19 protein-coding genes are annotated in these 25,816 nt (G+C 60.7%); 14 read left to right on the top strand and 5 right to left on the bottom strand.

Annotated elements, in window-relative coordinates:
• The first annotated feature begins 91 nt into the window (after positions 1–91).
• On the top strand, positions 92–409 hold the full coding sequence (locus H7B67_RS13680) for a Dabb family protein (RefSeq protein ID WP_245363580.1): 318 nt from the start codon (positions 92–94) through the stop codon (positions 407–409).
• A gap of 16 nt (positions 410–425) precedes the next feature.
• Positions 426–1,187, top strand: coding sequence for an SDR family NAD(P)-dependent oxidoreductase (locus H7B67_RS13675; protein ID WP_185120403.1), 762 nt, complete (start codon positions 426–428; stop codon positions 1,185–1,187).
• A gap of 61 nt (positions 1,188–1,248) precedes the next feature.
• On the opposite strand, the gene nagA is transcribed toward H7B67_RS13675, so the two are convergent.
• The 4 genes from nagA to H7B67_RS13655 form a co-directional block, all read right to left on the bottom strand.
• Entirely contained in the window at positions 1,249–2,442 is a 1,194-nt protein-coding gene (gene nagA / locus H7B67_RS13670) for an N-acetylglucosamine-6-phosphate deacetylase (protein WP_245363581.1), read from the bottom strand.
• Positions 2,439–3,167, bottom strand: coding sequence for a glucosamine-6-phosphate deaminase (gene nagB, locus H7B67_RS13665; RefSeq protein WP_185120402.1), 729 nt, complete (start codon positions 3,165–3,167; stop codon positions 2,439–2,441). The genes nagA and nagB overlap by 4 nt, the downstream gene beginning before the upstream one ends.
• Entirely contained in the window at positions 3,164–4,027 is an 864-nt protein-coding gene (locus H7B67_RS13660) for a MurR/RpiR family transcriptional regulator (RefSeq protein WP_185120401.1), read from the bottom strand. Before H7B67_RS13660 ends, nagB begins: the two co-directional genes overlap by 4 nt.
• A gap of 380 nt (positions 4,028–4,407) precedes the next feature.
• Entirely contained in the window at positions 4,408–5,352 is a 945-nt protein-coding gene (locus tag H7B67_RS13655; protein ID WP_185120400.1) for a transposase, read from the bottom strand.
• 254 nt (positions 5,353–5,606) lie between these two features.
• Here H7B67_RS13655 and H7B67_RS13650 point away from each other — a divergent pair, with 254 nt between their 5' ends.
• The 10 genes from H7B67_RS13650 (at position 5,607) to H7B67_RS13605 (ending at position 20,372) form a co-directional block, all read left to right on the top strand.
• Complete coding sequence (locus H7B67_RS13650; protein WP_185120399.1) at positions 5,607–6,581, top strand: phosphotransferase; 975 nt, start codon at positions 5,607–5,609, stop codon at positions 6,579–6,581.
• On the top strand, positions 6,578–8,323 hold the full coding sequence (locus H7B67_RS13645; protein WP_185120398.1) for a hypothetical protein: 1,746 nt from the start codon (positions 6,578–6,580) through the stop codon (positions 8,321–8,323). Before H7B67_RS13650 ends, H7B67_RS13645 begins: the two co-directional genes overlap by 4 nt.
• 106 nt (positions 8,324–8,429) lie before the next feature.
• Complete coding sequence (locus tag H7B67_RS13640) at positions 8,430–9,389, top strand: carbohydrate ABC transporter permease (protein ID WP_245363582.1); 960 nt, start codon at positions 8,430–8,432, stop codon at positions 9,387–9,389.
• Between the two features lie 81 nt (positions 9,390–9,470).
• Positions 9,471–10,259: a carbohydrate ABC transporter permease gene (locus tag H7B67_RS13635; RefSeq protein ID WP_185120491.1), complete on the top strand. Its 789-nt coding sequence runs from the start codon at positions 9,471–9,473 to the stop codon at positions 10,257–10,259.
• Positions 10,260–10,387: 128 nt separating this feature from the next.
• The gene (locus H7B67_RS13630) at positions 10,388–11,809 is read left to right on the top strand and encodes an extracellular solute-binding protein (protein ID WP_185120397.1); all 1,422 of its coding nucleotides are present in this window, start codon (positions 10,388–10,390) and stop codon (positions 11,807–11,809) included.
• Positions 11,810–11,902: 93 nt separating this feature from the next.
• The gene (locus H7B67_RS13625; RefSeq protein ID WP_342592500.1) at positions 11,903–13,744 is read left to right on the top strand and encodes a cache domain-containing sensor histidine kinase; all 1,842 of its coding nucleotides are present in this window, start codon (positions 11,903–11,905) and stop codon (positions 13,742–13,744) included.
• Positions 13,716–15,317 (top strand): helix-turn-helix domain-containing protein, encoded by a 1,602-nt coding sequence (locus H7B67_RS13620; RefSeq protein ID WP_185120395.1) that lies wholly within the window; start codon positions 13,716–13,718, stop codon positions 15,315–15,317. Before H7B67_RS13625 ends, H7B67_RS13620 begins: the two co-directional genes overlap by 29 nt.
• Before the next feature lie 171 nt (positions 15,318–15,488).
• Positions 15,489–17,375, top strand: a complete 1,887-nt coding sequence (locus tag H7B67_RS13615) for a heparinase II/III family protein (RefSeq protein ID WP_185120394.1) — start codon at positions 15,489–15,491, stop codon at positions 17,373–17,375.
• Between the two features lie 23 nt (positions 17,376–17,398).
• Positions 17,399–18,517, top strand: a complete 1,119-nt coding sequence (locus H7B67_RS13610) for a glycoside hydrolase family 88 protein (protein WP_185120490.1) — start codon at positions 17,399–17,401, stop codon at positions 18,515–18,517.
• Between the two features lie 25 nt (positions 18,518–18,542).
• Positions 18,543–20,372, top strand: coding sequence for a DUF2264 domain-containing protein (locus H7B67_RS13605; RefSeq protein WP_185120393.1), 1,830 nt, complete (start codon positions 18,543–18,545; stop codon positions 20,370–20,372).
• 49 nt (positions 20,373–20,421) lie between these two features.
• Here the strand turns inward: H7B67_RS13605 and H7B67_RS13600 are convergent, their stop codons facing one another.
• The gene (locus tag H7B67_RS13600) at positions 20,422–21,378 is read right to left on the bottom strand and encodes a D-2-hydroxyacid dehydrogenase (protein WP_185120392.1); all 957 of its coding nucleotides are present in this window, start codon (positions 21,376–21,378) and stop codon (positions 20,422–20,424) included.
• Positions 21,379–21,506: 128 nt separating this feature from the next.
• On the opposite strand from H7B67_RS13600, the gene H7B67_RS13595 reads away from it, so the two are divergent.
• Together H7B67_RS13595 and hrpB are read left to right on the top strand one after the other, a co-directional pair.
• Complete coding sequence (locus tag H7B67_RS13595; RefSeq protein WP_185120391.1) at positions 21,507–22,865, top strand: TolB-like translocation protein; 1,359 nt, start codon at positions 21,507–21,509, stop codon at positions 22,863–22,865.
• Between the two features lie 397 nt (positions 22,866–23,262).
• Complete coding sequence (gene hrpB, locus H7B67_RS13590) at positions 23,263–25,812, top strand: ATP-dependent helicase HrpB (protein WP_245363583.1); 2,550 nt, start codon at positions 23,263–23,265, stop codon at positions 25,810–25,812.
• Positions 25,813–25,816 lie beyond the last annotated feature (4 nt).

Below are 25,816 nucleotides of genomic sequence, written 5' to 3'. Positions count from 1 at the left end.
AATTAGTTGCGAAATCGGAGCGGTAGCGTCTTTGTTATGATAATATAGGTGCAGAATAACTAACAAAATAAGAATAGAGAGGATTGAAACCATGAGCGAGCTGAAGCAGCCATCCATCCGTCATATGGTTATTTTTAACCTGAAGCATGCGCCGGGCTCCGAGGAAGCCGAGAAGTTTCTGGCCGACGGCAAAGCGATCCTGACTTCCATTCCGACCGTGACGAACTTCGGCGTTTTCTCGCAGGTGAGCGCGAAGAACGACTACGATTACGGCTTCTCGATGGACTTCGCCAGCCAGGCCGACTACGACTTTTATAACGAGCATCCGTCGCATGTCGGTTTCGTCAAGGAGCGCTGGGAGCTTGAGGTCGAGAGCTTCCTCGAGATCGATTTTCAAATCAAGGAATAAGGAGGAGAGCTGCGGCATGAAGATTGATCTATCGGGAAAAGTAGCCCTGGTGACGGGCGCGACGGGAGAGCTCGGACGAGTGATCGCCCGTTCGCTTGCGGAATGCGGCGCGGATGTCGCCCTGCATTATCACAGTAACGAGTCGAAGGCGGCGGAGCTGAAGAGCGCGATCGAAGCCATGGGCAGACGGGCCGTCGCGGTTAAAGCGGACATCACCAAGCAAGGCTCCGTCGAGGAGATGAAGCAAGCGGTCGAGGCGGGCTTGGGCCAAGCGGATATCGTCGTCGCCAACGCCGTCGTGCAATACCAGTGGACCTCCGTGCTGGAGCAGCCGGCCGAGGACTACGCGAGCCAATTCGAATCGTGCGTGATGCAGAGCGTGTATCTGGCGAAGTCCTTTATCCCCGCGATGATCGAGAAGAAGGGCGGACGCTTCATCGGCATCAACACCGAGTGCTCGATGCAGAACTTCCCGACCCAATCGGCGTACGTGGCGGGCAAAAGAGGAATGGACGGCGTCTACCGGGTGCTGGCGAAGGAAGTCGGCGAGCATCAGATCACGGTGAACCAGGTCGCGCCGGGCTGGACGATCAGCGAGCGCGATCGCGCGAACGGCACGGAGCGCAGCGAAGGGTACGAGCAGAGCGTGCCGCTGAAGAGGCGCGGAACCGACCAGGAGATCGCGAACGCGGTCGTATTCCTCGCGTCGGATCTGGCGAGCTTCATCACGGGGGCGTACATTCCGGTGAGCGGCGGCAACGTCATGCCTTCGATCTGACGGAACCGCCAGCCCAGCCGAACGCATAACAGCGCTCCTCAACCGAGGAGCGCCGTTTGCGTTACTCTTCCGTATGCCTTTTTCCGCCGATCCATACCTGCTTCAGCTCCAGGTCGGCGTCCAGCAGGAGAACATCGGCCCGTTTGCCGGCTTGGAGAGAGCCGGTCTCCCGGTCGATGCCGATCTGGCGGGCGGGATTCCCGCTCGCCATCTTGCTGGCGTCGGAGACGGAGACGCCGACCGCGCGAACCATGTGCCGGAACGCGGAGATCATCGTCAGCGTGCTGCCGGCCAGGTTGCCCGACTCCTTCAGGCGGGCGACTCCGCACTTCATGACGACGGGCAAGCCGCCCAGGTCATAATTGTCGCCGTCCGGCATTCCCGCCGCGGCCATGGCGTCGGTGACCAGGATGACCTTGTCCGGCCCTTTGGCGCGGGCGATCAGCTTGATCGCTCCGGCATGCACGTGATGGCCGTCCGAGATCACCTCGGCCATGATGCGGTCGTCCGTCAGCACGGCGCCGACGGTGCCGGGCTCGCGATGGTGCAGCGGCTTCATCGCGTTGAACGTATGGACGGCATGACGAAGGCCCCGGTCCGCTGCGGCGATCACCTCGTCATAGCTAGCGTCCGTATGCCCGCACGAAGGCACGATGCCGTTCCGGGCGAGTTGTTCGATGTACTCGAGCGCGCCCTCCGACTCCGGCGCGAGCGTCTGGATCTTGATGAGCCCCGGGAACTCGCGCACCCATTCCGCCAGCCATTCCTTCTGCGGAGGCAGAATATAGTCCGGGTTCTGGGCTCCTTTCCACTTCGGGTTGATGAACGGACCTTCGAAGTGAACGCCGACGACCTGGGCATGCGGCATCGGCCGGCTGCGGTATTCGGCGACCCGGCGAAGCACCTCCGTCAGCTCGTCTCGCGAAGCGGTCAGGGATGTGGCCAGAATGCTCGTCGTCCCATGGTTCGCGTGGAAGCGGGTGATCTCATCCAAGCCTGCCTGATCCGCATCCATAAAGTCGTGCCCGGCGCCTCCGTGAACGTGCACGTCAACGAAGCCGGGAACCAGCCAGCCTCCCTGCGCGTCAATGCGCTCGAGGCTCTTCGTTCCCTCAGGCAGCCCATCCTCCATGCGGCCGATCCGTTCGATCCGGCCGCCTTGCATCAGGAGCCATCCATTCGTTATCACTTCTTCCGCGGTAACGATTGATGCATGGACAATCAGGGTCGTGCTCATCGCTGGATCCCCGCTCATGCCATCAATCTCCCGGCTTCTTGGTCGAGAAGCACGACCAAGTGCGGATGCGTCTGAAGCAGCGAAGCCGGAACGTCAGTCGTGATCGGACCGGTCAGCGCGCGGTGAACGATCTCCGCCTTATCCGCTCCGCGTACGATCAGCAGGATCATCTTCGCCTTGAGGATCGTTCCGACTCCCATCGTCAGCGCCTGCTTCGGAACGTCGTCGATGCTGTCGAAGAAGCGGGCGTTCGCCTTCAGCGTCTCTTCGGCGAGGTCGACGATGTGGGTTCCGCGAATGAGCGCATGCGCCGGTTCGTTAAAGCCGATATGGCCGTTGTGCCCAAGGCCGAGCAATTGCAGATCGATCTGCCCGGCGTCGGCGATCCTCTCGTCGTAGCTGCGGCACTCCGCCTCCAAGTCCTCCGCGTTGCCGTTCGGAATGTGAACGTTCTTGGCCGGCAGATCGATGTGCCGGAACAGATGATGGTTCATATAGGAATGGTAGCTTTCCGGATGGTCCTCGGGCAGGCCGACGTACTCGTCCAGGTTAAACGTCTTGACGCTTTTGAAGCTGACCAAGCCCCTATCGTAATCTTTCACCACCTGCTCGTACACGCCAACGGGAGTTCCTCCGGTCGCCAAACCGAGAACGGCGCGGGGATTTGTTTGGATCAAGCTGGTAATGATATTGGCTCCGGCTTCGTTAAGCTTCTCGTTGGAATCGAAGATCAGTACGTTCATTTGGATTCCCTCTCCTCTTTGCCTGTATATCTTGTAACCATATGGAACGAGCGCTCGAGCCGAGGAACATACTCGTCGAAGTGCTCGCTTACCAAACCAGTGAACAAAATGTCGACCACGTGCAGCTGGGCCATTCGCGAAGCCATGTCACCGCGGCGCATTCCGGCTTCGGCCGAGGACGTGAACAAGCGAATGCTCGCCTGGTCGGCCAACGTGGTGTTGCCGAACTTCGTGATGGAGATGGCGGTAGCCCCTTGCTCGGTCGCGCACCGGAGCGCGTTGATCGTCTCCAGCGTCTCCCCGGAATAAGAGATTCCGACCGCAACGTCCCGTTTCGTCAGCGAGGTCGCGGAGGTGATCTGAAGATGGGGGTCCGAGAACGCGTTGGCGGCCTTGCCGATCCGGATCAGCTTATGGAAAAAATCCTGGGCGATCATCCCCGACGTTCCCGAGCCGTACAGATCGATCCGGTTCGCCGAATGCAGCGCCGATATGGCCGCGGTCAGCTGCTGAATATCGAGCAGCCTGGTCGTATCCGTGATCGAGCGAAGGTGATTCGCCGTTATCGCGGACACGATCTCGGATAGCGGGTTTCCCGCCACGATATCCTGGTACTGCATCGCCGCCGGCTGCTGCGCGACCTCCGCGGCCAGCCTCATTTTGAAATCCGCGAAGTTCTGGAAGTGGAAGGTCCGGCAGAACCTCGACACCGTCGCCGTGCTGCTTCCCGAATGCTGCGCGATCTCCAGGATCGTCATCTGCACCGCCTGCTGCGGATTCTCCAGCAGAAATTGCGCCAGCTCCCGCTCTTTCGGATGGAGCGTGTCCAACCTCTCCTTAATCGCGCTCAAAATGCTCATCGTGCCCACTGCCCTTTAAGAAAATTAATTACACAAATTTTGCTGATGTAAAGAAAATCATTTTCATATTTACTTCTCTAAGATAGCTCACTTTCGTTAAAAAGACAATAACGGTATTCCTTCCTTTTGTTAAAATCGTACCATTATCCCTTTGAATCAGGTAAAGGCAGGCCCTATGGGTAGCGAAGGAGTTGGAACCGTCTAGTTGATGAAATGGGGAGACATGAACGACACATTAAGGAAGCGATAATTTGCAAGCTCCGTAGGGAGCGCGTAACGGCTGCAGGGTGCAGTTCCCTGAGGGAATGGGATAAGAGAATAGAGCTCAATGGTCTGAGAGGCAGAAGGCGCTGGAATTTGAGGAGAAGGCTGCTTCTCGCTTAGGAGCAAAGAAGGGTTAAATGCTTGCCTCTCCACTGATTTCTCGTTAATCCTTGGGTAATCCAAGGGACCGTAAGGACAGGGCGAGGCCGGGTGATGGTCCGATAGGTTTGCCGGCGAGTCGTGGCGCACCAGTTCAGGAGCAGGCCGAACGGGCTCCCGTGCCCGCGATACGACGCATTCTGCCGGAAGCAGAACTCGTTCAAGTAGGCTTGCAGGTGCTTGGCTCCGATTCCATGGAAGGTGGAATTAAGCCAGTATCCGACAGCATACTTAAGGGTCATCAGCGGTTTAGGAGTTCTCGACTCCTGGCTGCGATGAACGACCGCGGCATGCTCGGAGACTCTGCTGCGCACGAAAGATTGGATTCCGTCCGGATTTATTTTCCTCGACTTATCGTTAACTTCGCTTGGATGGGGCTGATGCATCAGTACTCTGGAGGGATTCCCTTGAGAGTCCATGGCGGCGCCTAGAACAAGGGGCTGCAGGGCGTCCATATAGTAAACCAATCCATAATGGAAGGGCTCGATCCGAACGAAGCCTTGGAGCTGCTCCGATTCCTCTTCCTGCTGCATCGCGATGCGGATTTTGTGCGAGATCAGCCAGGCTGTTTTATAGGTTACATCCAGAAGGCGGGAAAGGCGGACGGAACTGATTCCGCCGGACTGAGAAAGCAAGCGGAACGCGAGAAACCACTTGGATAGGGGAGTGCGGCTGCCTTCCATGATCGTGCCGGCTGTGACCGAAGTCTGGCGACGGCAGCGGGGCGACGCGCACTCGAATAGCGGACGTCTCCGGGACTTCAAGATATAGAAGCGCGGGGAACCGCATGCCGGACAGCGAAAGCCCTTCGGCCATCTCGCTTGGTAAAGCGCGGCGGCGCAAGCTTGTTCATTGGGGAATTGCTGGTTGAATTCGTCTGCGATTGCGGTGCTTTGGTCCATGGGGCTGTCCTCCTTCGGGGGAGTTTACATCTAAATTATATCGAACAAATGTTCTCATATCAATCTTATAATGGTAAACTTTATGTAAAATTTACCGGATCGAAGGGGATAATGGTATGCCCGAGACCTTCTTGGAACACACTGCCCAGCGCCCCCCCTCCCCCATTGATCAAAAGGGACTTGTGCAAAGAAAATAACGGCGTATGATGAAGCATAAGGATAAAAGCGGTTCCAAAGACGGAGGAGGGGGAACGGTGAAAGGCGTCAATAAGATAACATTAGACAATCGGCAGCTAAGCGAGATCATCGACCGGATTTTCGGGAAAACCCTAACAGAAACGAAGGAGCTCACGGATGGATGGGCGAACGCGGCGTACGAGCTTACAATGAGCGACGGGAAAAAGGTCGTGCTGAAAGCCGCGCCGCTGCCGGACGTCAAGCTGATGAGGTACGAGAAGGATCTCATGAGGGCGGAGGTCGAGGTCATGAGGAGGATCGCGGAGCTGGGCACGGTCCCGGTCCCGAGAATCTACGAATACGACGTCTCCCGAACCCTCGTGCCGGTAGAGTACTTCGTGATGGAGCACCTCGTTGGAACGCCCTATGCGAAACTTAGGAACGGCATGCCTCCGGACGAGAAAGAGAAGGTAGAGAAGGAGATAGGGCAATACAACAGATTGATCAACGAGCTCAAGGGGGAACGTTTCGGCTTGTACGCCGATGAGGCTTCGCAAGAGGATTCCTGGAGGACGGCCTTCGGGCGAATGATGGAAAACGTGCTGCTAGACGGAGAAGACGAAGGAGTGGAGCTGCCTGCTTCTTACGAGGAGATAAGGAAACAGATCGCGAAAGCCATGCCTGCGCTAGACGAAGTGTCGGAGCCTAGGCTGGCGCATTGGGATCTGTGGGACGGCAATGTTTTCGTAAAGGATGGGCGGGTTACGGGAATCATCGACTTCGAGAGGGCGATGTGGGCGGATCCGCTTATCGAGCATTATTTCAGCCATTTCAACGGTTCCCGAGCTTTCTATGAAGGCTATGGACGAGGCGCTCTGAGCAGCGAAGAAAGCTTAAGAAGAAGCTTATACGACCTCTATTTGGATCTAATCCTGCTGATCGAATGCGCCTATCGTCAATATGAAGATCGGAACCATGTCGAATGGGCGAAACGTAACGCGGCGGAGGGCTGGCAGAGATTCCTGAACGGAACGAAAGGAAGAGAGAGATGAAGAGGGATGAGTTCGACTTAAGGCGAAGAGAGATCGTTTATTTGATTGCCCGCAAGGCGTTCCAGACGGAATTGCGGGACAGCGGCTTCTGGTTTCACCGGGACATTCGGGACAACTATTATTACGCGTCTTATTTGTTCGCGGCCGCGGTAGACGAGAGCCTGAAGGCGCCATTCGACAAGGAGGCGGCGAAGCGGAAGGCGACCGGCGTACTGCTGAACGTGCTCCAACTGCAGGATCGGGACGAGAAAAGCGAGACCTACGGCCATTGGCCGCTAAGCTTGGAGCCTTCGCCTCTGGAAGCGAAGGCCCATCCGCTGCCGGCCGAGCTCATGAGCGTCTTGATGGCGTATTTCTTCCGGACTTACGCCTCGGAGTTCGAGCCGGAGCTGCGGATTGCATTCGCGGGCGCTTTCCGCCATATTTATGCGAGCCGGTTCTTCGTTAAGGGGCAGAAGCACTTCGGCCACCATGATGCGAAGTATACGGCGGCGAAGCTGATCTACGGCCAGCTGTTCAAGGACCCGGAGCTCGCGCGGGACGGGCATCGCGAGCTCACGGCGACGCTTGCGCATATCCGCGAGAACGGAATGTCCGAATACGGCTCGCTTCCCTGGTTCTGGCATTGGGTGCAGGCGTTTACCGCGGCTTGGGAGATGAACGAGGATCCTAAGATCCACGGAGAGCTGGAGGAGATGCTGGATTATTTGTGGAACGAACGCTCGCTGTATTATTTAAAGGGAGCGTGGGTCGGGCCGCATTCGCGGGGATGGCCGCACGATATGCCTAAGGATTCGAACGTGCTGTTCGATTACGTGCAATACGGGGATTTTCTGCTGCCGGAGGAGATGCCGCGAACGGAGTACGCGGGGGTCCTGTTCTACGAGGCACCGCGGGAAGCGAGGCGTCTCGCGATGAACCGGAAGGAGCCGGCCGAGGTCAAGCGTTCCGCGAGAGCAAACCGGGACTCGGGCGGTCCGATTCATAAATACGTCTACATAACCGAGCATTACGCCGCGGGGGGAGCCTGGGAGCGGGCGGACGAGTTCGATAACGAGCAGCTAAGATGGGACGTGACGCTGCCGTTGTCGGACGCGGAGGAGGACACGATCAACCAGGCGTATTTTTTTCATCCCGGAGAAGGTTTTGCGGACGGGGATCCCCGCCATCAGAGCGGATACGCGGAGGTGCTTTACCATCGGAACGCGATCCTGGCGCTGTATCCGATTCCGGATGGGGCGGACAGCCGCGTGATCGGAGTGCTTCCGAAGGGAAGATGGCTGCAGGAGCCGAGGGCCCTGTTCGGACAGGCGGAGAACGTGTATTTCTCCATCCATCTGATGAAGGAATATCGCTTGGAGGAGCGGAAGGACCGCTTCGAGGTTACGAGCGGGATCGGGGAAAATGGCGGAGCAGGCGGCGAGGAAACGGGCGATGAGGAAGGCAGCTTAAGTGGCGGAGGCGCAACGCGAAGCGCGAACGGCCTCGCGGGAGCGAACGGCATCGCGATGGAGGTGCTCTCGCTGGAAGAGGCCGAGCGCCTCGGAATCGGCAGCCTGGAGGAGTTCGCGGAGCTGCGCGGCAAAGCGCCGATCGTTTTCACGGTCGAGGCTCCAGGCAGGCTGCAGGCGGACTATACGACGCTAAGCGGCGACCGGCTGAGGCTCGCTTTAGGCGAATCGGACAAGCCGGCGCGAACCGTGAACGGAGAGGCGATCTCCTTCGGGGAGTATCGTCCCTAGAAAGTCAAAATGAGAGCGAAGATGATCAAAATACCGTCACTTGGGTGGCGGTATTTTTCCTTATAATGAGGACACTTCCACTTATCCGATACAGATTGAGGTGTTCATGATGGTGCAGCAAGCTGCCGCAAGCGGCAAGTCCAAGCCGTCCGTGCCGGCACCGCCGGCGGCTTCCAAGAGGAAGAAATCCCTGCAGCGGGGGGAGACGATCGCCGGCTTCCTGTTCGTCAGCCCGATGCTTCTCGGGGTGTCGATTCTCGTGCTTCTGCCGATATTGGCGACGTTCGTGCTCAGCTTCGCCGATTGGAACTTCGTGGCCGGCTGGGACGGCATCGCCTGGATTGGCTTCGACAACTTCAAGGGCCTGCTGGACGACCCGCTGTTCCTGAAGTCGGTGCGGAACAACTTGATTTTCCTGCTCAGCGTGCCGATCTACTTGATTATCTCGATGGTGCTGGCGATTCTCATCGACCGGTACGTGTACCTGAAGGGCTACTTCAAGGTCGCCTACTTCATGCCTTACATCTCGAACATCGTCGCCGTCGCGGTCGTGTGGCAGGTGCTGTTCCAGCCCTCCTACGGGCCGATCAACGAGATGCTGAAGGCGATCGGCTTCTCGAATCCTCCGAAGTGGATCGCCGATCCGAATTACGCTCTGTATTCGATCATGATGATCTCGGTTTGGATCTCCATCGGCTTCAACATGGTCGTGTATATCGCCGGGCTTCAATCGATTCCGCGGGATCTGTACGAAGCCGCCGATATCGACGGGGCGGGGGCGCTCACGAAGTTCCGCCGGATCACGTTCCCGATGCTTTCGCCGACCACCTTTTTCCTCATGATCACCGGGATCATCTCCACCTTTAAAATTTTCGACGTGATCGCCGTCATGACGCAAGGGGGACCTATCGGCTCCACGAGCATGATGGTCTGGTACCTGTACGATCAAGCGTTCACGAACCTGAAGATCGGCTACGCCTCCTCGGTGTCCGCGGTGCTGTTTCTCTTCGTTCTCTTGATCACGATCGGACAATGGGGGCTGCAGAAAAAATGGGTCAACTATTAATCGCGGCAAAAAGGAAGGGGAGAGGCGGCATTGGTTACGCAAACGAAATTTGACTGGCGGCGGGGATTGGTTACGGTCTTCATGTTCGCCCTAAGCATCCTGTTCCTGCTTCCGTTCGTCTGGATGCTGGTCACCTCCTTCAAGCTGGAGACGGAAGTGTTCACATATCCGATTCAGTGGATCCCGAAGCATTGGCGCATCGTCGAAAATTATAAGGAGGTCTGGTTCGGGGACTATCCGTTCTACCGGTATTACTGGAATTCTATTAAAGTAGGGCTAGCGACAACCCTTATCTCTTGTTTCGTTTCCAGCCTTGCGGCTTACGGTTTCTCCAAGGTGCAGTTCAAGGCCGGCAAGTACCTGTTCATGATCGTGCTCGCCACGTACATGGTGCCGGGCCAGGCGACTCTGGTCCCGCAATTTATCCTGTACCGCAACATCGGCTTGTTCGACAGCCACATCGGGCTTATCCTTATCGGCAGCTTCAGCGTTCTCGGCACGTTCATGCTGCGGCAGTTCTTCATGGGGGTTCACCAGGAGTTTATCGAATCGGCCAAGATCGACGGCGCGGGCCACTTCCGGATTTTCTGGCGAATCGGGTTCCCCCTAGTGAAGCCGGCCGTCGCGACCTATGCGATCCTGCGCTTCATCTGGACGTGGAACGACTACCAGAACCCGCTGATTTTCCTCCGTTCCGACAAGCTGTTCACGCTTACGCTCGCGATGCAGAAGTTCACGTCCATGAGCGGCGAGTTTTACTCCCTTATCATGGCGGCCGCCGTCTCGGCCATCCTGCCGCTGTTCATCGTGTTCGTGATCGGCCAGAAAAGCGTCATCGAAGGGATCGCGCTGGGCGGCGTCAAGGGCTGATGTAAGCGATCACAAGTAGTCAAAATAGTTTAAATAAAGTAAATATTGTGTCATGAGGTAGAAAGTGTCACCTTCTATAATTTGAGATGTCCCATCAGAAGTGCCTATTCGAGGAGGGTGTCTTAACGATGATGAAGAAAAAAATGGCGGCCGGCACGGTCGCGGGCCTGATGGCCATCGGCCTGCTCGCCGGCTGCGGCGGCAACAACGACAACGGCGGCAACGCGTCTCCGTCCGCCTCCGCTCCCGCTTCGGGAGCGAGCTCCAGCCCGAGCGCGAGCCCGTCCGAGCCGGCGCAGAAGGTGAACCTGAGGCTATACACGTACGGCACGGAGGAAGCTTACAACTGGAAGCAGACGCTGAACGCTTACGAGGAGTCCCACCCGGGCATTACGGTCGAGCTCGTTCAACTCAGCGAGAAGGGCGATACGCAGGAAGCGTCCAAGAAGCTGGATCTGGCGGCCGCCTCGTCCGAAGTCATGGACATCCTGATGTTCAGCGACCCGGCCGGCTACGCGCAGCGCGTCTCCCTCGGCATGGCGGAGCCGCTCGACGACTTCATCGCGAAGGACGGCTATCAGGTGGAGACGGACTACAAGGTCGACACCCACCTGAACGGCAAGGTCTACGCTCTTCCGGGCAAGTTCAACCCTTGGTACGTGCTTCTGAACAAGGATCATCTCGACGAAGCCGGGCTCAAGGTCCCAACGGATTGGACCTGGGACGACTACGCCGGCTACGCGAAGCAGCTGACGAAGGGCGAAGGCGCGAGCAAGCGCTACGGCACTTACTTCCACGGCCCTCAGAACGGCGGCTGGCTGGAGTACCTGAAGCTCATGCTCGAGAACCAGCCGACGGATTCCGACCTGCTGAAGGCGGACGGTTCCTCCAACCTGGATAACCCGAACTTCAAGAAGACGCTCGAGCTTCGCGTGAAGATGGAGAAGGAAGACCAATCGTCGGTTCCTTATTCGGACATCATCTCGCAGAAGCTGGCTTACCGGACTCAGTTCTTCAACCAATCCGCGAGCATGCTGACGATCGGCAGCTGGATGAACACGGAGATCGGCGGCACGGAGAAGGTGCCTCTGACGTTTAACGTGGCCGTCGCCCCGTTCCCGAAGAACAACCCGTCCGATCCGATCGGCTACACGCCGGTCACGACCGACTACGTGGCGGTCGCCGCCAGCTCGAAGCATAAGCAGGAAGCGTACGACTTCGTCCGCTGGTACACGACGGAAGGCCAGATCGTGCAAGGCAAGAACATTCCGGCCTGGAGCCAGGTGAAGAGCGAGCAGGTCGCTTCGATCATCGACACGATCCTCGGCGGCACGAAGAATCCGGAGAAGGTCGACAAGCAATCCCTCGTCGATACGCTCGTCAATTCCAAGGCGTCGCAGATCGTGCCTCCGGCTTCCTATCAGGCGGAAGTGTACAAAGCGGTCAACGAGGAATACGAGAAGCTGATCCTCGGCAACCAGGACATCGACACGACGGTCAAAAACTCGCAGGAGCGCGTGCAGAAAATAATCGATTCGAACAAAAAGTAACGTCTGCTATAATCGGGTCAAGCGGGGGCGCTATCGCCCCCTTTTTTGGCCCCGCGGAGCATGGGGCACGAGCATGGACGGGAGGAGTTCGACTTGCGGCATCGCATCAGGGAGTGGCTCACGCTTCGGTCGGTCCGTCAGCGGCTGATGGCGGCTTCGATCGTCTGCATTCTCGTACCCGCTTTCTTGACTCTATTAACCTATAACTTTCTAACGCAGGAAGCGGTGAAGAAGCAGGCGGTCTCGAACGCTCAGGATTCGATGGAGCTCGTGAACGGCTCGGTCACGAACCTTCTGAAGAACATGCTGAACATCGCCAACTATATTCAGGTCAGCTCGGACTTGAACTCTTACTTTAAGCAAGCTCCCGCCGAAGGGGAGCCGGGCTGGAACAGCTACGAGGAGTTCACGGAAGCGAGCCGCGTTCGCGACCAGCTGGACAGCCTGACGGCTCTCGGGGAGAAGACGTTCGTAACCGTGCTGCTCGCGAACGGCCGCTCGTTCACGAACTATTCCGTGGAGGACTACAATCCGAAGAACCTCCTGAAGGAACCGTGGTTCCCGAAGCTTCAGGAGCTTCGGGGCTTCCATTCGTATTGGACCGGAGCGGAGCCGACCGGCTTCGCCCTGGAGAAGCTGGATCATCCCTACCAGCTGTCCGTCGGACGGACGCTCCGGCTGGAGAATTCCGACATTTACGGGTATATCGTCGTGACGGCGATGGAGGACCAGATCAGCGGCATCTTCAGCCGCCTCAATTCCGGACAGGAGCTGGAGATGATCGACGGGGCGGGGAGGGTCGTATCCAGCGCCGACAGCGCCAAGATCGGCCGAATGTCCATGTACGGACCTTCCGGCGACGGCGACCAATCCTGGTCGATCGCGAGGATCGGCGGGGAGAAGGTGCTTATCGCGCGCCAATCGATCGCGTTCACGGACTGGAGCCTCGTCTCCGTGCAGCCTTACCAAGCGGCTATCGTCGACATCAGCTCGATTTTTAACCGGGTCTTCCTGCTTCAGATCGTCTCCTTCGTCGCGTTCCTCCTGCTGCTGCTCGCGCTGCTGCGCGCGTTCACGAAGCCGCTCGTCAGGCTCGGCAAAGTGACGAGCGCGGTGCAAAGAGGCAATCTCGACGTTCGTTCCGGCGTTCGCGGCAAGGATGAGATCGGTCGGCTGGGGTTTCTTTTCGACCAGATGATGGATAGGGTCAAGGAGATGATCGCCGAGGTGTCCGACACGCACGCGCGCAAGCGCAAGGCGGAGCTGCGGATGCTTCAGGCCCAGATCAATCCGCACTTCCTGTTCAACGTGCTGAATTCGATCCGGATGAAGGTGCTCATGAAGGGAGACCCGGACAGCGCCAAGATGATCAGCTCGCTGTCCAAGTTGCTTCGCATGACGATCAGCAAGGAGAAGGACGAGATTTTCCTTCACGAGGAGCTGGATCTCGTCGCCAGCTACGTCGAGCTGATGAACCTGCGGCAGAAGGAGGAAGTGGAGCTCCATCTGGACGTTCCGCAGGAAGCGTTCCTGGCGAAGGTTCCGCGCTTCTTCCTGCAGCCGGTCGTCGAGAACGCTCTTATTCACGGGCTCAAGCAGCAGGCCGGCACGATCGCCATCCGGGCCGAGATGGCGCCGGGCTTCCTGCGCCTCGTCGTTTCCGACGACGGCTCGGGCATGGAGGCGGATCGGCTGCTTGCGGTGAGCAGCCGGCTCGAAGCGGCCGCCGCCCGCGCGGCGGCGACGGAGGAGCGCGAGGGCGGCGGCTTCTCGGGCATCGGCCTGGACAACGTCGCGGAACGGATGCGGATGGTGTTCGGGGACGCTTTCCGGATGAGCATGAGCAGCGAGCCGGGCATCGGTACCGTCATTCGAATGAACATCCCGCTTAAGGAGGAGACCCCCGATGTACAAAGTGATGCTGGCGGACGATGACTACCCCGTGCTGGAGCTCCTCTCGACAGCGATCGATTGGGAGAGGCTGGGCCTGAGCCTGACGGGAATGCACGAGAACGGCCGGAGCGCGTGGGAGCACGCCCAGGCGGAGATGCCGGACATTCTGATCACCGACATCGGGATGCCGGAGATGGACGGCCTTACGCTCGTCTCCCGGATGAAGGAGCAGAAGCCCGCTCTGCGCATCGCCATCCTAAGCTGCCACGACGAGTTCCAATACGCCCGGCAGGCGATGCGGCTGAACGTGCAGGAGTACTTCCTGAAGGACGCGCTCGACCCGGCGGACCTGGAGAAGCAGCTCGCGTTGTTCAAGGCGAGCCTCGACGAGGAGAAGCAAATGAACTGGGAGCAGGCGCGGCTCAAGCAGCTGGCGACGGAGTCGAAGGGGCTGCGCAAGGAGAAGGCGCTGAAGAGCTTCATCGAGCAGCCGCTGCTCTCGCCGGAGCAGTGGCGCCGGGAAGCGAAGGACTACGGCCTGCTGCTGGAGGGCGAAGCCTGCCTTCCGGTCGTCGGCTGCCTGGACAACTTCCGGCAGGCGAAGCCGCGGTTCACCTCGGAGCAGACGCTCCAGTTCGCGATCGGCAACGTACTCGACGAGGTGCTGGAGGGGATGGAGCCGAGGGTGCAGCACGTCGGCTACGGCGTTAGGCGCTCGCTGCTGCTGTTCTCCTATAAGCCGAGCCTGAAGACGAACATCTACGAGCAAACGAGGAAGGTTCTCGAGCAGGTTCAAGAGACGCTGCGGAACGTATTGAAGCTGCGGATGTCCTTCATCGTCGGAGAGGGCTGCCGGACGCCGGAGGCGCTGAAGCAGGAGCTCGGCGAGCTGGTCGGGAGCGCGGAGCAGCGCTTCTATCTCGCGGAGGGAGAAATCGCGAAGCGCAGGGAGCTGCCCGCCGCCGGAGAGGACCTGTTCGAGCGATATGACGAAGCGAGCCGGGAGCTTCGCGACGTCCTCGTCGGCAAGGGCGAGAAGGAAGCTGGAGAAGCGGTCCGGCGCTGGATCCAGGTCATTCGGCAGCGGGAATATCCGCCCGAGACGGTGAAGGATTGGGTGCTCAAGCTGCTGCTCGACCTGAAGCTGAAGCTTCATTCGCTCCAATCCCTGCGCTCGAGCTACACGGCCGACACGCTGCACAAGGAGATCGTCGACATCGACTCGCTGGGCGATCTCCGGGACTGGCTGACCGGGCATCTCCGGGGAATCCTGGAGACCCGGGGCTCCGGAGCCGCGACGACAAGGCGCTCGGAGGTGGCCGAGGCGTGCAGGTTCGTCTCGCTGAATTTGCACCGGAGAATCGGGCTGGACGAGGTGGCGGAGCAGCTGCACCTGAACGCGAGCTACTTCAGCCGGCTGTTCAAGAAGGAGGTCGGGATCACCTTCATCGAGTACGTGACCCGGATGAAGATGGAGAGGGCGAAGGAGCTGCTCGACCAGACGAACCGCACCGTCGGGGAGATCTGCGAGATGCTCGGCTACGACAACCAGAGCTACTTCATCAAGACGTTCAAGGGGCACGCGGGGGTCACTCCGGCGGAATACCGGGGCTGACAGGCAAGGGACGAGGGACTGGGACGCGAGGCGCGAAGAGACAAAATGACAGGAAAAAGTGGAAAAAATCCTGGTGGACCCGGGGGCTAACTTCTATACAATTTTAGATAACGGGAAGGACAAGGTCCCTTCGCCTAATAAGGAGAGACGGAGAAGGAGTGGAACGGACGGATGAGGGAAGCGGAGATCGCGAAGGAGAAGCAGGAAAGCACGCCGGGTACGTTGAGGCAATACGTTCCCGAAGGGGAAGCTCTTCGGAGGGCGCTGATCGAGTCGAACGTAACCGGCCTCGCGCTATACGGGATTAAAGAGGACGATAGAGAGGCCTATTGGCGGAGGCTTGCCGCCTCGCCCGACCACAAGGCGACGATCGACGAGATTCGCGAGGAATTCGTCCGGTTGGAAAAGGCTCCGACGCCGGATTTGCCCTATTCGTTGTTCATGCTATACCGAAAGCAGGGCACCCGGCGCGAATATGAGAGCGCATACTTCGAGCGGAGACGGCGGCTGAACACGTTCGCCCTGCTTGCCCTGCTGGAGCCGGAGCGGAAGGAATACGGCGAGCTTCTCGCCGACGCCATCTGGGCGATCTGCGACGAGTACACGTGGTCCGTGCCCGCGCACGCGCCGGACTCCAACGCCCGGGTCCACGTCGACCTGTTCGCGGCGGAGACGGGCTTTACGTTAAGCGAGATCGCCGTGCTGCTCGGCGACAGGCTGCCTCCGCTGATCCGCGAGCGAATGAGCCGGGAGCTCGAGGAGCGGATTTTCCGGCCGTATCTCGAAGGGCCGGGCTTCCATTGGGAGACGTTCACGCACAACTGGTCGGCCGTCTGCGCGGGCTCGATCGCCAGCGCCGCCATGCTGACGATGCCAAGCGGCGACCCGCGGCTGGCGGCGGTCATCGGGAGGGCGATCGGCAGCGTGGAGTGCTACCTCGAAGGCTTCGGGGAGGACGGGGCCTGCCTCGAGGGGATCAATTACTGGATTTACGGCTTCGGCTATTACTGTTATTTTGCCGACCTGCTGTACCGCAGGACCGGAGGCAAGGCGGACCTGTTCGCTCCGGAGAAGGTGCGCCGCATCGCGACGTTCCCGCAGAAGAGCTACTTAGCGGGGGATTTGGCGGTGAACTTCTCCGATTCGTCCGCCCGGAAGAAGCTGCCGCTTGGGCTGCTGCATTATCTTGCGGAGCGGTATCCGGACGCGGAGGTGCCCCCGGCCGAGCTGCGCGCGGCGTATACGGAAGACCATTGCAGCCGCTGGGCGCCGATCCTGCGGGGCTTCCTCTGGTTCGATCCGGCGAAGGGCGGATCGGACTGGGCGACGGCGGACGAGTACCTGGAGGACGCCAAGTGGCTCGTGTCCCGGCAGAGGACGGGGGCCGGGACGTTCGGCTTCGCCGCGAAGGGGGGGCATAACGACGAGCCCCACAACCACAACGACATCGGCCAGTTTATCCTGCTCGCGGGAAGGGAGACGTTCGTCTCCGACCTCGGCAGCGGGGAATACACGGCCGATTACTTCGGGCCCCGGCGCTACGAGTACGATTGCAACGGCTCGCAGGGCCACGCGGTTCCGATCGTGAACGGAGCCGGGCAGCTCCCCGGGCGCGAGAGCGCCGGGACGGTCCTCGAGGCCGTCTGCGGCGAGGAGGAGGCGCGATTCGCGATCGAGATGAGCTCCGCCTATCGGCAGGAGGCGCTGACCTCGCTCGTCCGGAGCTTCGTCTGGCGGAAGGCGGAGCTTCCGTCGCTCACGTTGACGGACGAGTACGCGTTCTCCGCGCCGCCGGAGAGCGTGGCGGAGAGAATCGTGACCCGCCTCTCCCCGCAGGCGGAGAGCGGCAGCGTGCTGCTGCGCGGCGAGGCGGGCTTCGCGCTGCGCATCGCGTACGATCCGAGCGAGCTGGAAGCGCGCTCGGAGAGACGGACTTATCGCGGCCACATGGGCCGCGAGGAAACCTGGCATGCGCTCGACTTCGTGAAGAAGAGCCGCGAGCCGAACTTCAAGATCGAGCTGCGATTCGACTTTGAGAAAACGGAGGAGACGAATTGACCATCGAGCAGAACGCGGAGAGGATGGACTGGCTGGAAGAAGCGTGGAGAGCAGCCGCGAATAAGGTCGCCCGTATCGCCGAGCGGATCGGCACGGGCTTCCCGCACGCCAGCGTGAACGGCACCTACGCGCTGGAGGCGCCGCACTGGTGGACCGCGGGCTTCTGGCCGGGGATGCTGTGGCAGCTGTACGAAGGAACCGGCAACGGGCGGTTCCGCGTTCTCGCGGAAGGCTGCGAGGACCGTCTGGACGAGGTCCTGCACCGATACGAGAAGCTTGACCATGACATGGGCTTCATGTGGACGCTGACGAGCATCGCGTCGTACCGGCTGACGGGCAGCGAGAACTCCCGCCGCCGCGCGCTGCAGGCGGCGAACTACCTCGCGGGCCGGTTTAACCTCAAGGGCCGCTACATCCGAGCCTGGAACCCCTGGTCCGAAGGGGAAGACAACTCCGGCATCGCGATCATCGACTGCTGCATGAACATGCCGCTCCTGCATTGGGCAACCAAGGAGAGCGGCGATCCGAGATACGCTCACGTTGCCGCGGCGCACATGGAGACGGTGCTGGACCATTTCGTCCGGCCGGACGGCTCCGTCTATCATATCGTTCAGTTCGATTCCGCCACGGGAGAGAGAATCCAAGCGCTTGGCGGTCAGGGCTACGCGCCGGAATCCGCTTGGTCGCGCGGCACCGCATGGGCGATTTACGGCCTGGCGCTGTCCTACCACCATACGGGCCAGCGGCGTTTCCTGGACGCCGCCAAGCGCGTCGCCCATTTCTTTCTCTCGCAGTTGCCCGAGGATTCGGTGCCGCATTGGGACTTCCGCCTCCCGCCCGAGGCGACGAAGTATCGCGATTCCTCGGCGGGAGCCTGCGCCGCGAGCGGCCTGCTGCTTATCGCCGATCAGGTCGGCGAGCGGGAAGCGGACAGCTATCGCAAGGCGGCGGAGAGAATCCTGGAATCTCTCTACCGCAACTACGGCGATTGGGAGAACCCGGAGCAAGAGGGCCTTATCCTGCACGGCACGGGCCACTACCCGGAAGGCAAGAACGTCGACGTGCCGCTTATCTACGGGGACTTCTTCTTTGTCGAAGGGCTTGCAAGGCTTAGAGGGACGAATACGATTTTCTGGCAATAACACTTGTCGGCTGGGAGAGTGGAACATGGGGAAAAGGCGTCATCCGGTCCAACACAACCCGCTGCGAACGAGAGCCGATTTTCAGCTCGCTTTCGAGCAGCTCAGCATGCCCCTTCAGCCGTTCTATTCCGACGGAGCGGCCCGCATCGAGCTCGGAGAGACCGGTACGAGCTACTCGCCGGGCGTCGCCGGAATGGAGGGCTTCTCCCGGGTGCTGTGGGGGATGGTTCCCTTCCTTGCGGGCGGAGGCGGCTCCGAGCTGTGGCCGACCTGCCTGAGGGGCATCGCGAACGGGACGAACCCGGAGCATGAGGAATATTGGGGCGACATTCGCGATTACGACCAGCGGCTCGTCGAGATGGCCGCGTTCGGCTTCGCCCTCGCCCTTATCCCGGAGCAAATCTGGGAGCCGCTAACGCAGCCTGAGAGAGACCGCCTCTACCAGTGGCTGAACCAGATCAACCATCATCCGGTTTGGGACTGCAATTGGCTGTTTTTCCGCGTTCTCGTGAACGTCGGTTTTCGCAAAATCGGTCTACCCTGCGACGAAGAGCAGCTAACGGCCAATCTGAACCGGATCGACGATTTCTACGCGGGGGAAGGGTGGTACACCGACGGGATCGGCGGACATGCCGATTATTACGGCCCCTTCGCGATCCACTATTACGGGCTTCTGTACGCGAAGCTGATGGGAGAGGAGGATCCCGAGCGCGCGGCTCGTTACCGGGAGAGAGCGGCCCTGTTCGCGCGGTCGTTCATCCACTGGTTCGCCGAGGACGGCTCCGCGCTGCCCTACGGACGAAGCATGGCGTACCGGTTCTCCCAAGCGGCGTTCTGGAGCGCCTACGCCTATGCGGAGGTCGACGGCTACCCGGCCGGCGTCGCGAAGGGAATCGTGCTGCGGCACCTCCGCTGGTGGTTCCGGCAGCCGATCTTCGATGCCTCCGGCGTGCTGACGATCGGCTATCGCTACCCCAGCCTCGTCGTCGCCGAGCAGTACAACTCGCCCGGCTCGCCGTACTGGGCGATGAAGACGTTCCTTCCGCTCGCGCTCGCCGAGGATCACCCCTTCTGGAGCGCGGAGGAGCTCCCCCTGCCGGAACTGGACGCCTTGTCCGTCCAGAAGCCGGCCGATCTCGTGCTCGTCCGGCGGAAGGAGAGCGGCCACGTCGCCGCCTTCAACGCCGGGCACGCGGGAACGAACGAGCACGCGCACGCCTCGGCCAAGTACGAGAAGTTCGCTTACTCGACGGCTTTCGGCTTCAGCGTTCCGAAGGCCGAATGGGGCGTCTCGCAGGGAGCGTTCGACTCGATGCTCGCCCTGTGCGAGCGGGATAACCTCTACCGCGTCCGGCGGAAGAATGAAGAAACCCGGATCGACGGCCGCCTCCTCTACTCGAGATGGAAGCCGTGGACCGACGTGGAGGTTCGCACGTGGATCGTCGCGGGCTTGCCGCGCCACCTTCGGGTCCACCGCATCGAGACCGGCCGTCCGCTGGACGTCGCGGAAGGAGGCTTCGCGCTCGGCTTGCAGGACGATACCCGCCAGCATGCGGAGGGCTTGCGGGCGACCGCTTCCGGCTCGCTCGGCACGAGCTCCATCGTGTCGCTCGCCGGCTACGATCGCGCGGAGGCCGTCCATGCGCAGCCGAACACGAACGTCCTGCACCCGCGAACGGTCATCCCGATGCTTCTCGGGAGCCTCGAGCCGGGGGTTCATTGGCTCGTCTCCGAAGCGTACGGCGAACCGGGAAGCCAAGAGGAACCAGGCGCTTCGGTCTTCGCCGTCACGCTCGGCCAGGACAGCGCGATCGCGTCCGTCATCGGAGGAGAGAGCTGGGCATTCTCCCCCTAACGAATAAGCGATCCGAGGGCATGCAGGCCCTGCGGGTCGCTTATTCTTCTTAATAACGCTGCTTGTAATCCACCCGGTTTTTGGCAGGCGCTCCATCCTTGAGGTAGGCTCTCAGATTTTCCACGAACAAGTCCGCCATTCTCTCCTTGTAGCGGTCCGTCATCCCTCCGATATGAGGAGTAATGATAACGTTCGGGAGCGACCAGAGCGGATGCCCTTCGGGAAGGGGTTCGGGATCGAAGACGTCCAGTCCGGCTCCTCCGATCTTGCCTTCTTGCAGAGCGGACGTCAGTGCCTCGGTGTCGACGGACGTCCCTCTGCCAAGGTTGATAAAGAGAGCATCGTTCTTCATCCGTTCGAACGCGCGGGACCCGAACAGCCGGTAGGTCTCGTCCGTCCCCGGCAAAATATTGACGATCGCGTCGCTCTCGGCGAGCACCTCGTCCAGCTGCTCCGTCTTCGCCATCCGGTCGAAATAAGGCGCCGCTTGTCCCGTGCGGCGAACGCCGATCGTCCTCATGCCGAAAGCTTGCGCGATTCTTGCGATCTCGGTCCCGATCTGCCCGGCGCCGACGATTCCGATCGTGCGTCCGCGGAGCTCGCCGTAATTCCCGGCGCGATCCCACTTGCCCGCGACTTGGTTGCGGATGGCGTGGTGGACGTTGCGCGTGAAGGACAGCAGCATCGCGAACGCCGTCTCCGCCATCTGAACCGGATGCACGCCGCTAGCGGTCGTCAGGAGAATCCCGCGCTCTTCAAGCTTGTCCAAAGGAAAATTATCCACCCCGGCCGAGCCCGATTGGATCCAGCGCAGCTTGGAGCCTTCCGCGAGCGCTCCTCCTTGGACGGCCGCCGGATGCCACCCGCAGACGATCTCGGCTTCGGCGAACTGATCCGCCGTAATCTCCTGAGGCTTGCCGAACGCGACGTCCCATCCCGGCGCCGCCTCGCGAATTTGGTTCTCTTGCTCCTTAGTAAAACCGAACATGCTGACGATAAGACCCATTTTGAACAGCCTCCTTTGCCCGCTATAGCTCTATTGTAAAGGTTATGGCTTCATTTTCCCAACCTGCATGCTCCTTCCGTCTTCTGGCAACCGTAACAGGGAAACGAACCTTCGAAGGGATGGCCGCCATGAAGACCAAAATCGTTATGATCGCCTGCATGCTCGCAACGATGCTTGCCATGATGCTCGGAACGGGCGATTACGCCCAAGCGAAGCCGAAGAATTCCGTGAACGCCGAAGGGCTGAAGGCTGCGTTCGTAAGGGGCGGCAAGCTATGGATCGCTATCGGCAAAACGGAGAAGCAAGTCGGGCAAGGCTCCGGAGCGCAAACGCCGAGGTGGTCGCCGGACGGGAGCTGGGTCGCTTATGCCGTTGGGGAAGAAGTGAAAGAGCTATGGCTGTTAGACGTAAAAAAGGAGGAGACGCGGCGGATCTCGGCCAACGGAGGGTCGAACTTCCAATGGTCCCCGGTCGGAGGGAGGCTTGCCTATCTGGAGGAGAACAAACTCCTATGGACCACAGTGGAACAAGGGACTGGGGGCGGGACCGAGAATGGGAAAGTGGCTGGAAAAGGAGTAGGAGAAGAAGCAAAAGCGGGTGCGGGAGGAGGCAAAGGAGCGGGGACGGATGTTGCGGGACCGGCCTCGGGAGCCGTAGAGGAAGTCGGCAATTACGGCTGGCTCCCGGACGGCAGCGGCTTTATCGTCTCCTCCGTGCCGCGTACCGCGCCGGATGGCTGGGAACCCATTCGCATCGGCACGGTTCGGCTGAACCAACCGGGACAGCTTCATCCTTTATACACGATCCCCTTCACGGCGGACCGGAATTTCGCCATCGGAAACGGAATATTCAAATGGTCCTCGGACGGACGCTGGGTCGCTTTCCAGGCGGTGCCTACCGCTTCTTTCTCGGCCGACTCCAACTCCCTCTGCGTCCTGTCCTCCGACGGCAAGCGGTTTCTGCGCGTCGGTTACATGGTCCGGAACGAGGCTTGGTTTCAGTGGTCCCCCGGCGAAGCCAAGCTTGCCTTCATCGAAGGGGAAGGGCGGGAAGCTACGCGCAACAAGCGGATAAAGGTCGTCGATGTCCCCGCGGACAAGCCTGTCGTCCTTACGCCCGAAGGCTATGCGGATCGCGACTTCGCTTGGGAAGGGAACGACCGAATCGTCGTTTCGCGGTCCTACGAATCGGAGTGGACGGCCGACCCGGCCAAGCGCCCGCTTCCCTACCTCGTCCTTATCGAGCTCCGCGACCGCCGCCAATCCAAGTTAACCTCCCCGCCCGGAGGTTATGGAGACTTTGCTCCGGCCTATCTACCCCCTGCGAGGCTCGCTTGGGTCCGCTCCGACCGAGGCGATCGCAATCGCGTCCTATTGGGAGACGATTCCGCCCAGAAGCCTTCCGTCTGGATCCGTAAGCTGGACAAGGCTCCTTCCTATTACGAGCAGTATTTCTGGAACTCGGTATTGGACATTTACAGTCGTTGAGGAGAGCTTAGCGGCGTGCTTGGCCGTATGGGGGACTAGACGCGTGGGCCGTATCCGGAGGATGCGGCTCCTTTTCCATATCGATGTTTCCTTCGCTGCTGCCACTCTATCGCCGTCTTTGTCCGTGTTGCAACGGCTAGTTTGTCGATTTTTTCCATAATCTTCCTCGTCGCAGCGGAGTACATTCTGTTTAAGGCTTAGGCGTACCATTATCCCTTTGGCTCCGGGGGTGTCGCATAGGCGTGCTCCTGATCGGAGGGGATAATGGTACGCCGGTGGACTTTGAGATTGGTGCCAGCCTGTGCTGCCGTTATCTAGGCAGGGGAAGAGGAGCTTGATCGATCCGGCAAACTGTAATAAGGTGAAGACATTCTTATTGTTATCGGCGGCCTTGAGCATGGGCGATCGGCTGCCGGGAGGCGGAAGCTGGAGGGACGGAGAAATGGCGGCACAAATGCCGGTGGAGCAGGCGATTCCCGAGCTCAGAGAGGCGCTAAGGGACCATGGAAGCGTCGTGCTGGTCGCGGAGCCGGGAGCGGGCAAAACAACGAGGGTGCCCATCGCGCTGCTGAACGAGCCTTGGCTCGGCGGGAAGAAGATCGTGATGCTGGAGCCGAGGAAGCTGGCGGCCCGCAATGCTGCCAGATACATGGCCTCTACCCTGGGGGAAAAGGTGGGGGAGACGGTCGGCTATCGGGTCCGAATGGATACGAGAGTGGGCCCGAAAACGCGCATAGAGGTCGTGACGGAAGGCGTGCTGACCCGAATGCTGCAGAGCGATCCTTCGCTGGAGGAAGCGGGACTCGTTATTTTTGACGAGTACCATGAGCGAAGCCTTCAGGCGGATCTCGGGCTTGCTCTCGCGCTGCAGTGTCGGTCTTTGTTCCGCGAGGATCTTCGCGTCGCGGTGATGTCGGCGACCTTGGAGGCGGAGCCGGTCGCCATGCTGCTGGACGGAGCGCCGATCGTGCGAAGCGAAGGCCGGATGTTCCCCGTCGAGACGAGGTACGCGTCTCGCAAGGCGGAAGGGACGATCGAGGCGGAGGCGGCCGCGGTCGTCCTGAGAGCTCTCGCGGAGCAGGAGGAAGGCGACGTGCTCGTATTTCTTCCCGGCGCGGGCGAGATTCGGCGCGTCGAGTCTCGTCTTCGCGCGGCGCTGGCCGATCGCGCGGTGGACGTGGCGCCGCTGCACGGAAGCCTGCCGCAGGAGGCGCAGGATCGCGCGCTGGCGCCGAGCGAAGCGGGAAGGCGCAAGGTGGTTTTGAGCACGGCGGTGGCGGAATCGAGCCTGACGGTGCAGGGGGTTCGGATCGTCGTCGACAGCGGACTCATGAGGGTTCCCCGGTTCTCGCCGCGAACCGGAATGGCTAGGCTGGAGACGCTCCCCGTATCGCGGGCATCGGCCGATCAGAGGAGAGGCCGGGCAGGACGCTTGGCGCCGGGGGTCTGTTATCGGCTATGGACGGAAGAGGAGAATCGGCATTTGGCTCCGGTGGGGACGCCCGAGATTTTGGCAGCCGATCTGGCCGGTCTTGCGCTCGACCTGGCGGTTTGGGGAGTCGATAACCCCGAAGATCTGGCGTGGCTGGATCCTCCGTCTCCGGCGGCTTACAATCAGGCGTGCGAGCTGCTGACGGAGTTGGGCGGTTTAACGGAGGAAGGGAAGCTGTCCCCTCATGGCGAGCAAATGGCCCGTTTCGGGGTGCATCCCCGTCTGGCGCACATGCTGCTGCGATCGGCTCCGCTCGGGCTGATCGAGGAAGCCAGCCTGCTGGCCGCTTTGCTTGGCGAGCGCGATCTTCTTAAAGGAGACGGTGCCCGCAATGCGGACATCTCCCTTCGCGTCAGGGCGCTACGCGACGGCGGAGCCAATGTCGACGAGCGCGTTCGCACGAGGCTCCTCTCCGAAGCTTCGGAGCTGAGACGCTCCCTGGAATCTATAGGAGCAGCGAGCGCTCCGCCAGCGAAGGCTGCGCCGGTTGAGGACGCATGGGGCGTCCTGCTCGGCTTCGCGTATCCGGATCGCATCGGCCGCCGCCGGGGGCCCGGCCGATACACGCTCAGCATCGGGCGCGGAGCCGAGCTGCCCGGGGGGCAGCTCCTCGCCCAAGCGGAGTACCTGGTCGTCGCGGAGCTCGACGACCAAGGCCAAGAGGGCCGCGTACAGCTTGCCGCGGCCCTGGCGGAGGCGGATCTCGAGCGGCATTTCGCCTCCTCGATCCGCCTGGAAGAGACCGTCCGCTGGGACGCCGAAGCCCAGGCGGTCCGGGCGCGGGAGGTCCGCAGGCTCGGAGCGATCGTCCTCTCCGAGCGTCCCCTGGCGAAGCCGTCCCCCGAGAAGGTCGCGGAAGCGCTCCTTCAAGGGCTTCGCCAGGAGGGACTCGCTATGCTCCCTTGGAGTCGCTCCGCGCGACAGCTCCAGGAGCGCGGCGTTTTTCTCGCCGCCCACGATCCCGCTTGGCCGGACTGGTCCGACGCCGCGCTATTGGATACCCTCGAGGAATGGCTCGGCCCCTACCTCGGAGGCATGAAGAGCAGGTCCGACCTGCAGCGTTTGAACCTGACGCAGGCTTTGGAGTCTTCGCTCACCTGGGAGCTTCGCTCGATGCTGGATCGCGAGGCCCCGACTCATATCGCGGTGCCCAGCGGTTCAAGGATCCCGATCGATTATTCGAATCCGGAGGCGCCTTTTATCGCGGTACGGCTTCAGGAGATGTTCGGGCTGCCGGACACCCCGCGCATCGCGGCCGGCAAAGTGCCTCTGACGGTGCACCTGCTGTCGCCCGCGCAGCGGCCTGTCCAGGTGACGAGGGATCTCGCCAGCTTCTGGTCGAACGCGTACTTCGAGGTCCGCAAGGATCTTAAGGGTAGATATCCGAAGCATTATTGGCCCGACGATCCGATGGAAGCGACCGCTACGCGCCGGGTAAGGCCGCCGGGTTCCTGATGGA

The organism is Cohnella thailandensis (genome assembly GCF_014212135.1).
Lineage (GTDB): Bacteria > Bacillota > Bacilli > Paenibacillales > Paenibacillaceae > Cohnella > Cohnella thailandensis.
The sequence above is the reverse complement of the archived record's forward strand: the minus strand, read 5'-3'. Positions and strand labels throughout refer to the sequence as shown.

Bases quoted from the DNA above. Each gene is read 5' to 3' on its own strand.
- H7B67_RS13680 (WP_245363580.1), top strand. From the start codon at position 92: ATGAGCGAGCTGAAGCAGCCATCCATCCGTCATATGGTTATTTTTAAC.
- H7B67_RS13675 (WP_185120403.1), top strand. From the start codon at position 426: ATGAAGATTGATCTATCGGGAAAAGTAGCCCTGGTGACGGGCGCGACG.
- nagA (WP_245363581.1), bottom strand. From the start codon at position 2,442: ATGAGCGGGGATCCAGCGATGAGCACGACCCTGATTGTCCATGCATCA.
- nagB (WP_185120402.1), bottom strand. From the start codon at position 3,167: ATGAACGTACTGATCTTCGATTCCAACGAGAAGCTTAACGAAGCCGGA.
- H7B67_RS13660 (WP_185120401.1), bottom strand. From the start codon at position 4,027: ATGAGCATTTTGAGCGCGATTAAGGAGAGGTTGGACACGCTCCATCCG.
- H7B67_RS13655 (WP_185120400.1), bottom strand. From the start codon at position 5,352: ATGGACCAAAGCACCGCAATCGCAGACGAATTCAACCAGCAATTCCCC.
- H7B67_RS13645 (WP_185120398.1), top strand. From the start codon at position 6,578: ATGAAGAGGGATGAGTTCGACTTAAGGCGAAGAGAGATCGTTTATTTG.
- H7B67_RS13640 (WP_245363582.1), top strand. From the start codon at position 8,430: ATGATGGTGCAGCAAGCTGCCGCAAGCGGCAAGTCCAAGCCGTCCGTG.
- H7B67_RS13635 (WP_185120491.1), top strand. From the start codon at position 9,471: ATGTTCGCCCTAAGCATCCTGTTCCTGCTTCCGTTCGTCTGGATGCTG.
- H7B67_RS13630 (WP_185120397.1), top strand. From the start codon at position 10,388: ATGATGAAGAAAAAAATGGCGGCCGGCACGGTCGCGGGCCTGATGGCC.
- H7B67_RS13620 (WP_185120395.1), top strand. From the start codon at position 13,716: ATGTACAAAGTGATGCTGGCGGACGATGACTACCCCGTGCTGGAGCTC.
- H7B67_RS13615 (WP_185120394.1), top strand. From the start codon at position 15,489: ATGAGGGAAGCGGAGATCGCGAAGGAGAAGCAGGAAAGCACGCCGGGT.
- H7B67_RS13610 (WP_185120490.1), top strand. From the start codon at position 17,399: ATGGACTGGCTGGAAGAAGCGTGGAGAGCAGCCGCGAATAAGGTCGCC.
- H7B67_RS13605 (WP_185120393.1), top strand. From the start codon at position 18,543: ATGGGGAAAAGGCGTCATCCGGTCCAACACAACCCGCTGCGAACGAGA.
- H7B67_RS13600 (WP_185120392.1), bottom strand. From the start codon at position 21,378: ATGGGTCTTATCGTCAGCATGTTCGGTTTTACTAAGGAGCAAGAGAAC.
- H7B67_RS13595 (WP_185120391.1), top strand. From the start codon at position 21,507: ATGAAGACCAAAATCGTTATGATCGCCTGCATGCTCGCAACGATGCTT.
- hrpB (WP_245363583.1), top strand. From the start codon at position 23,263: ATGGGCGATCGGCTGCCGGGAGGCGGAAGCTGGAGGGACGGAGAAATG.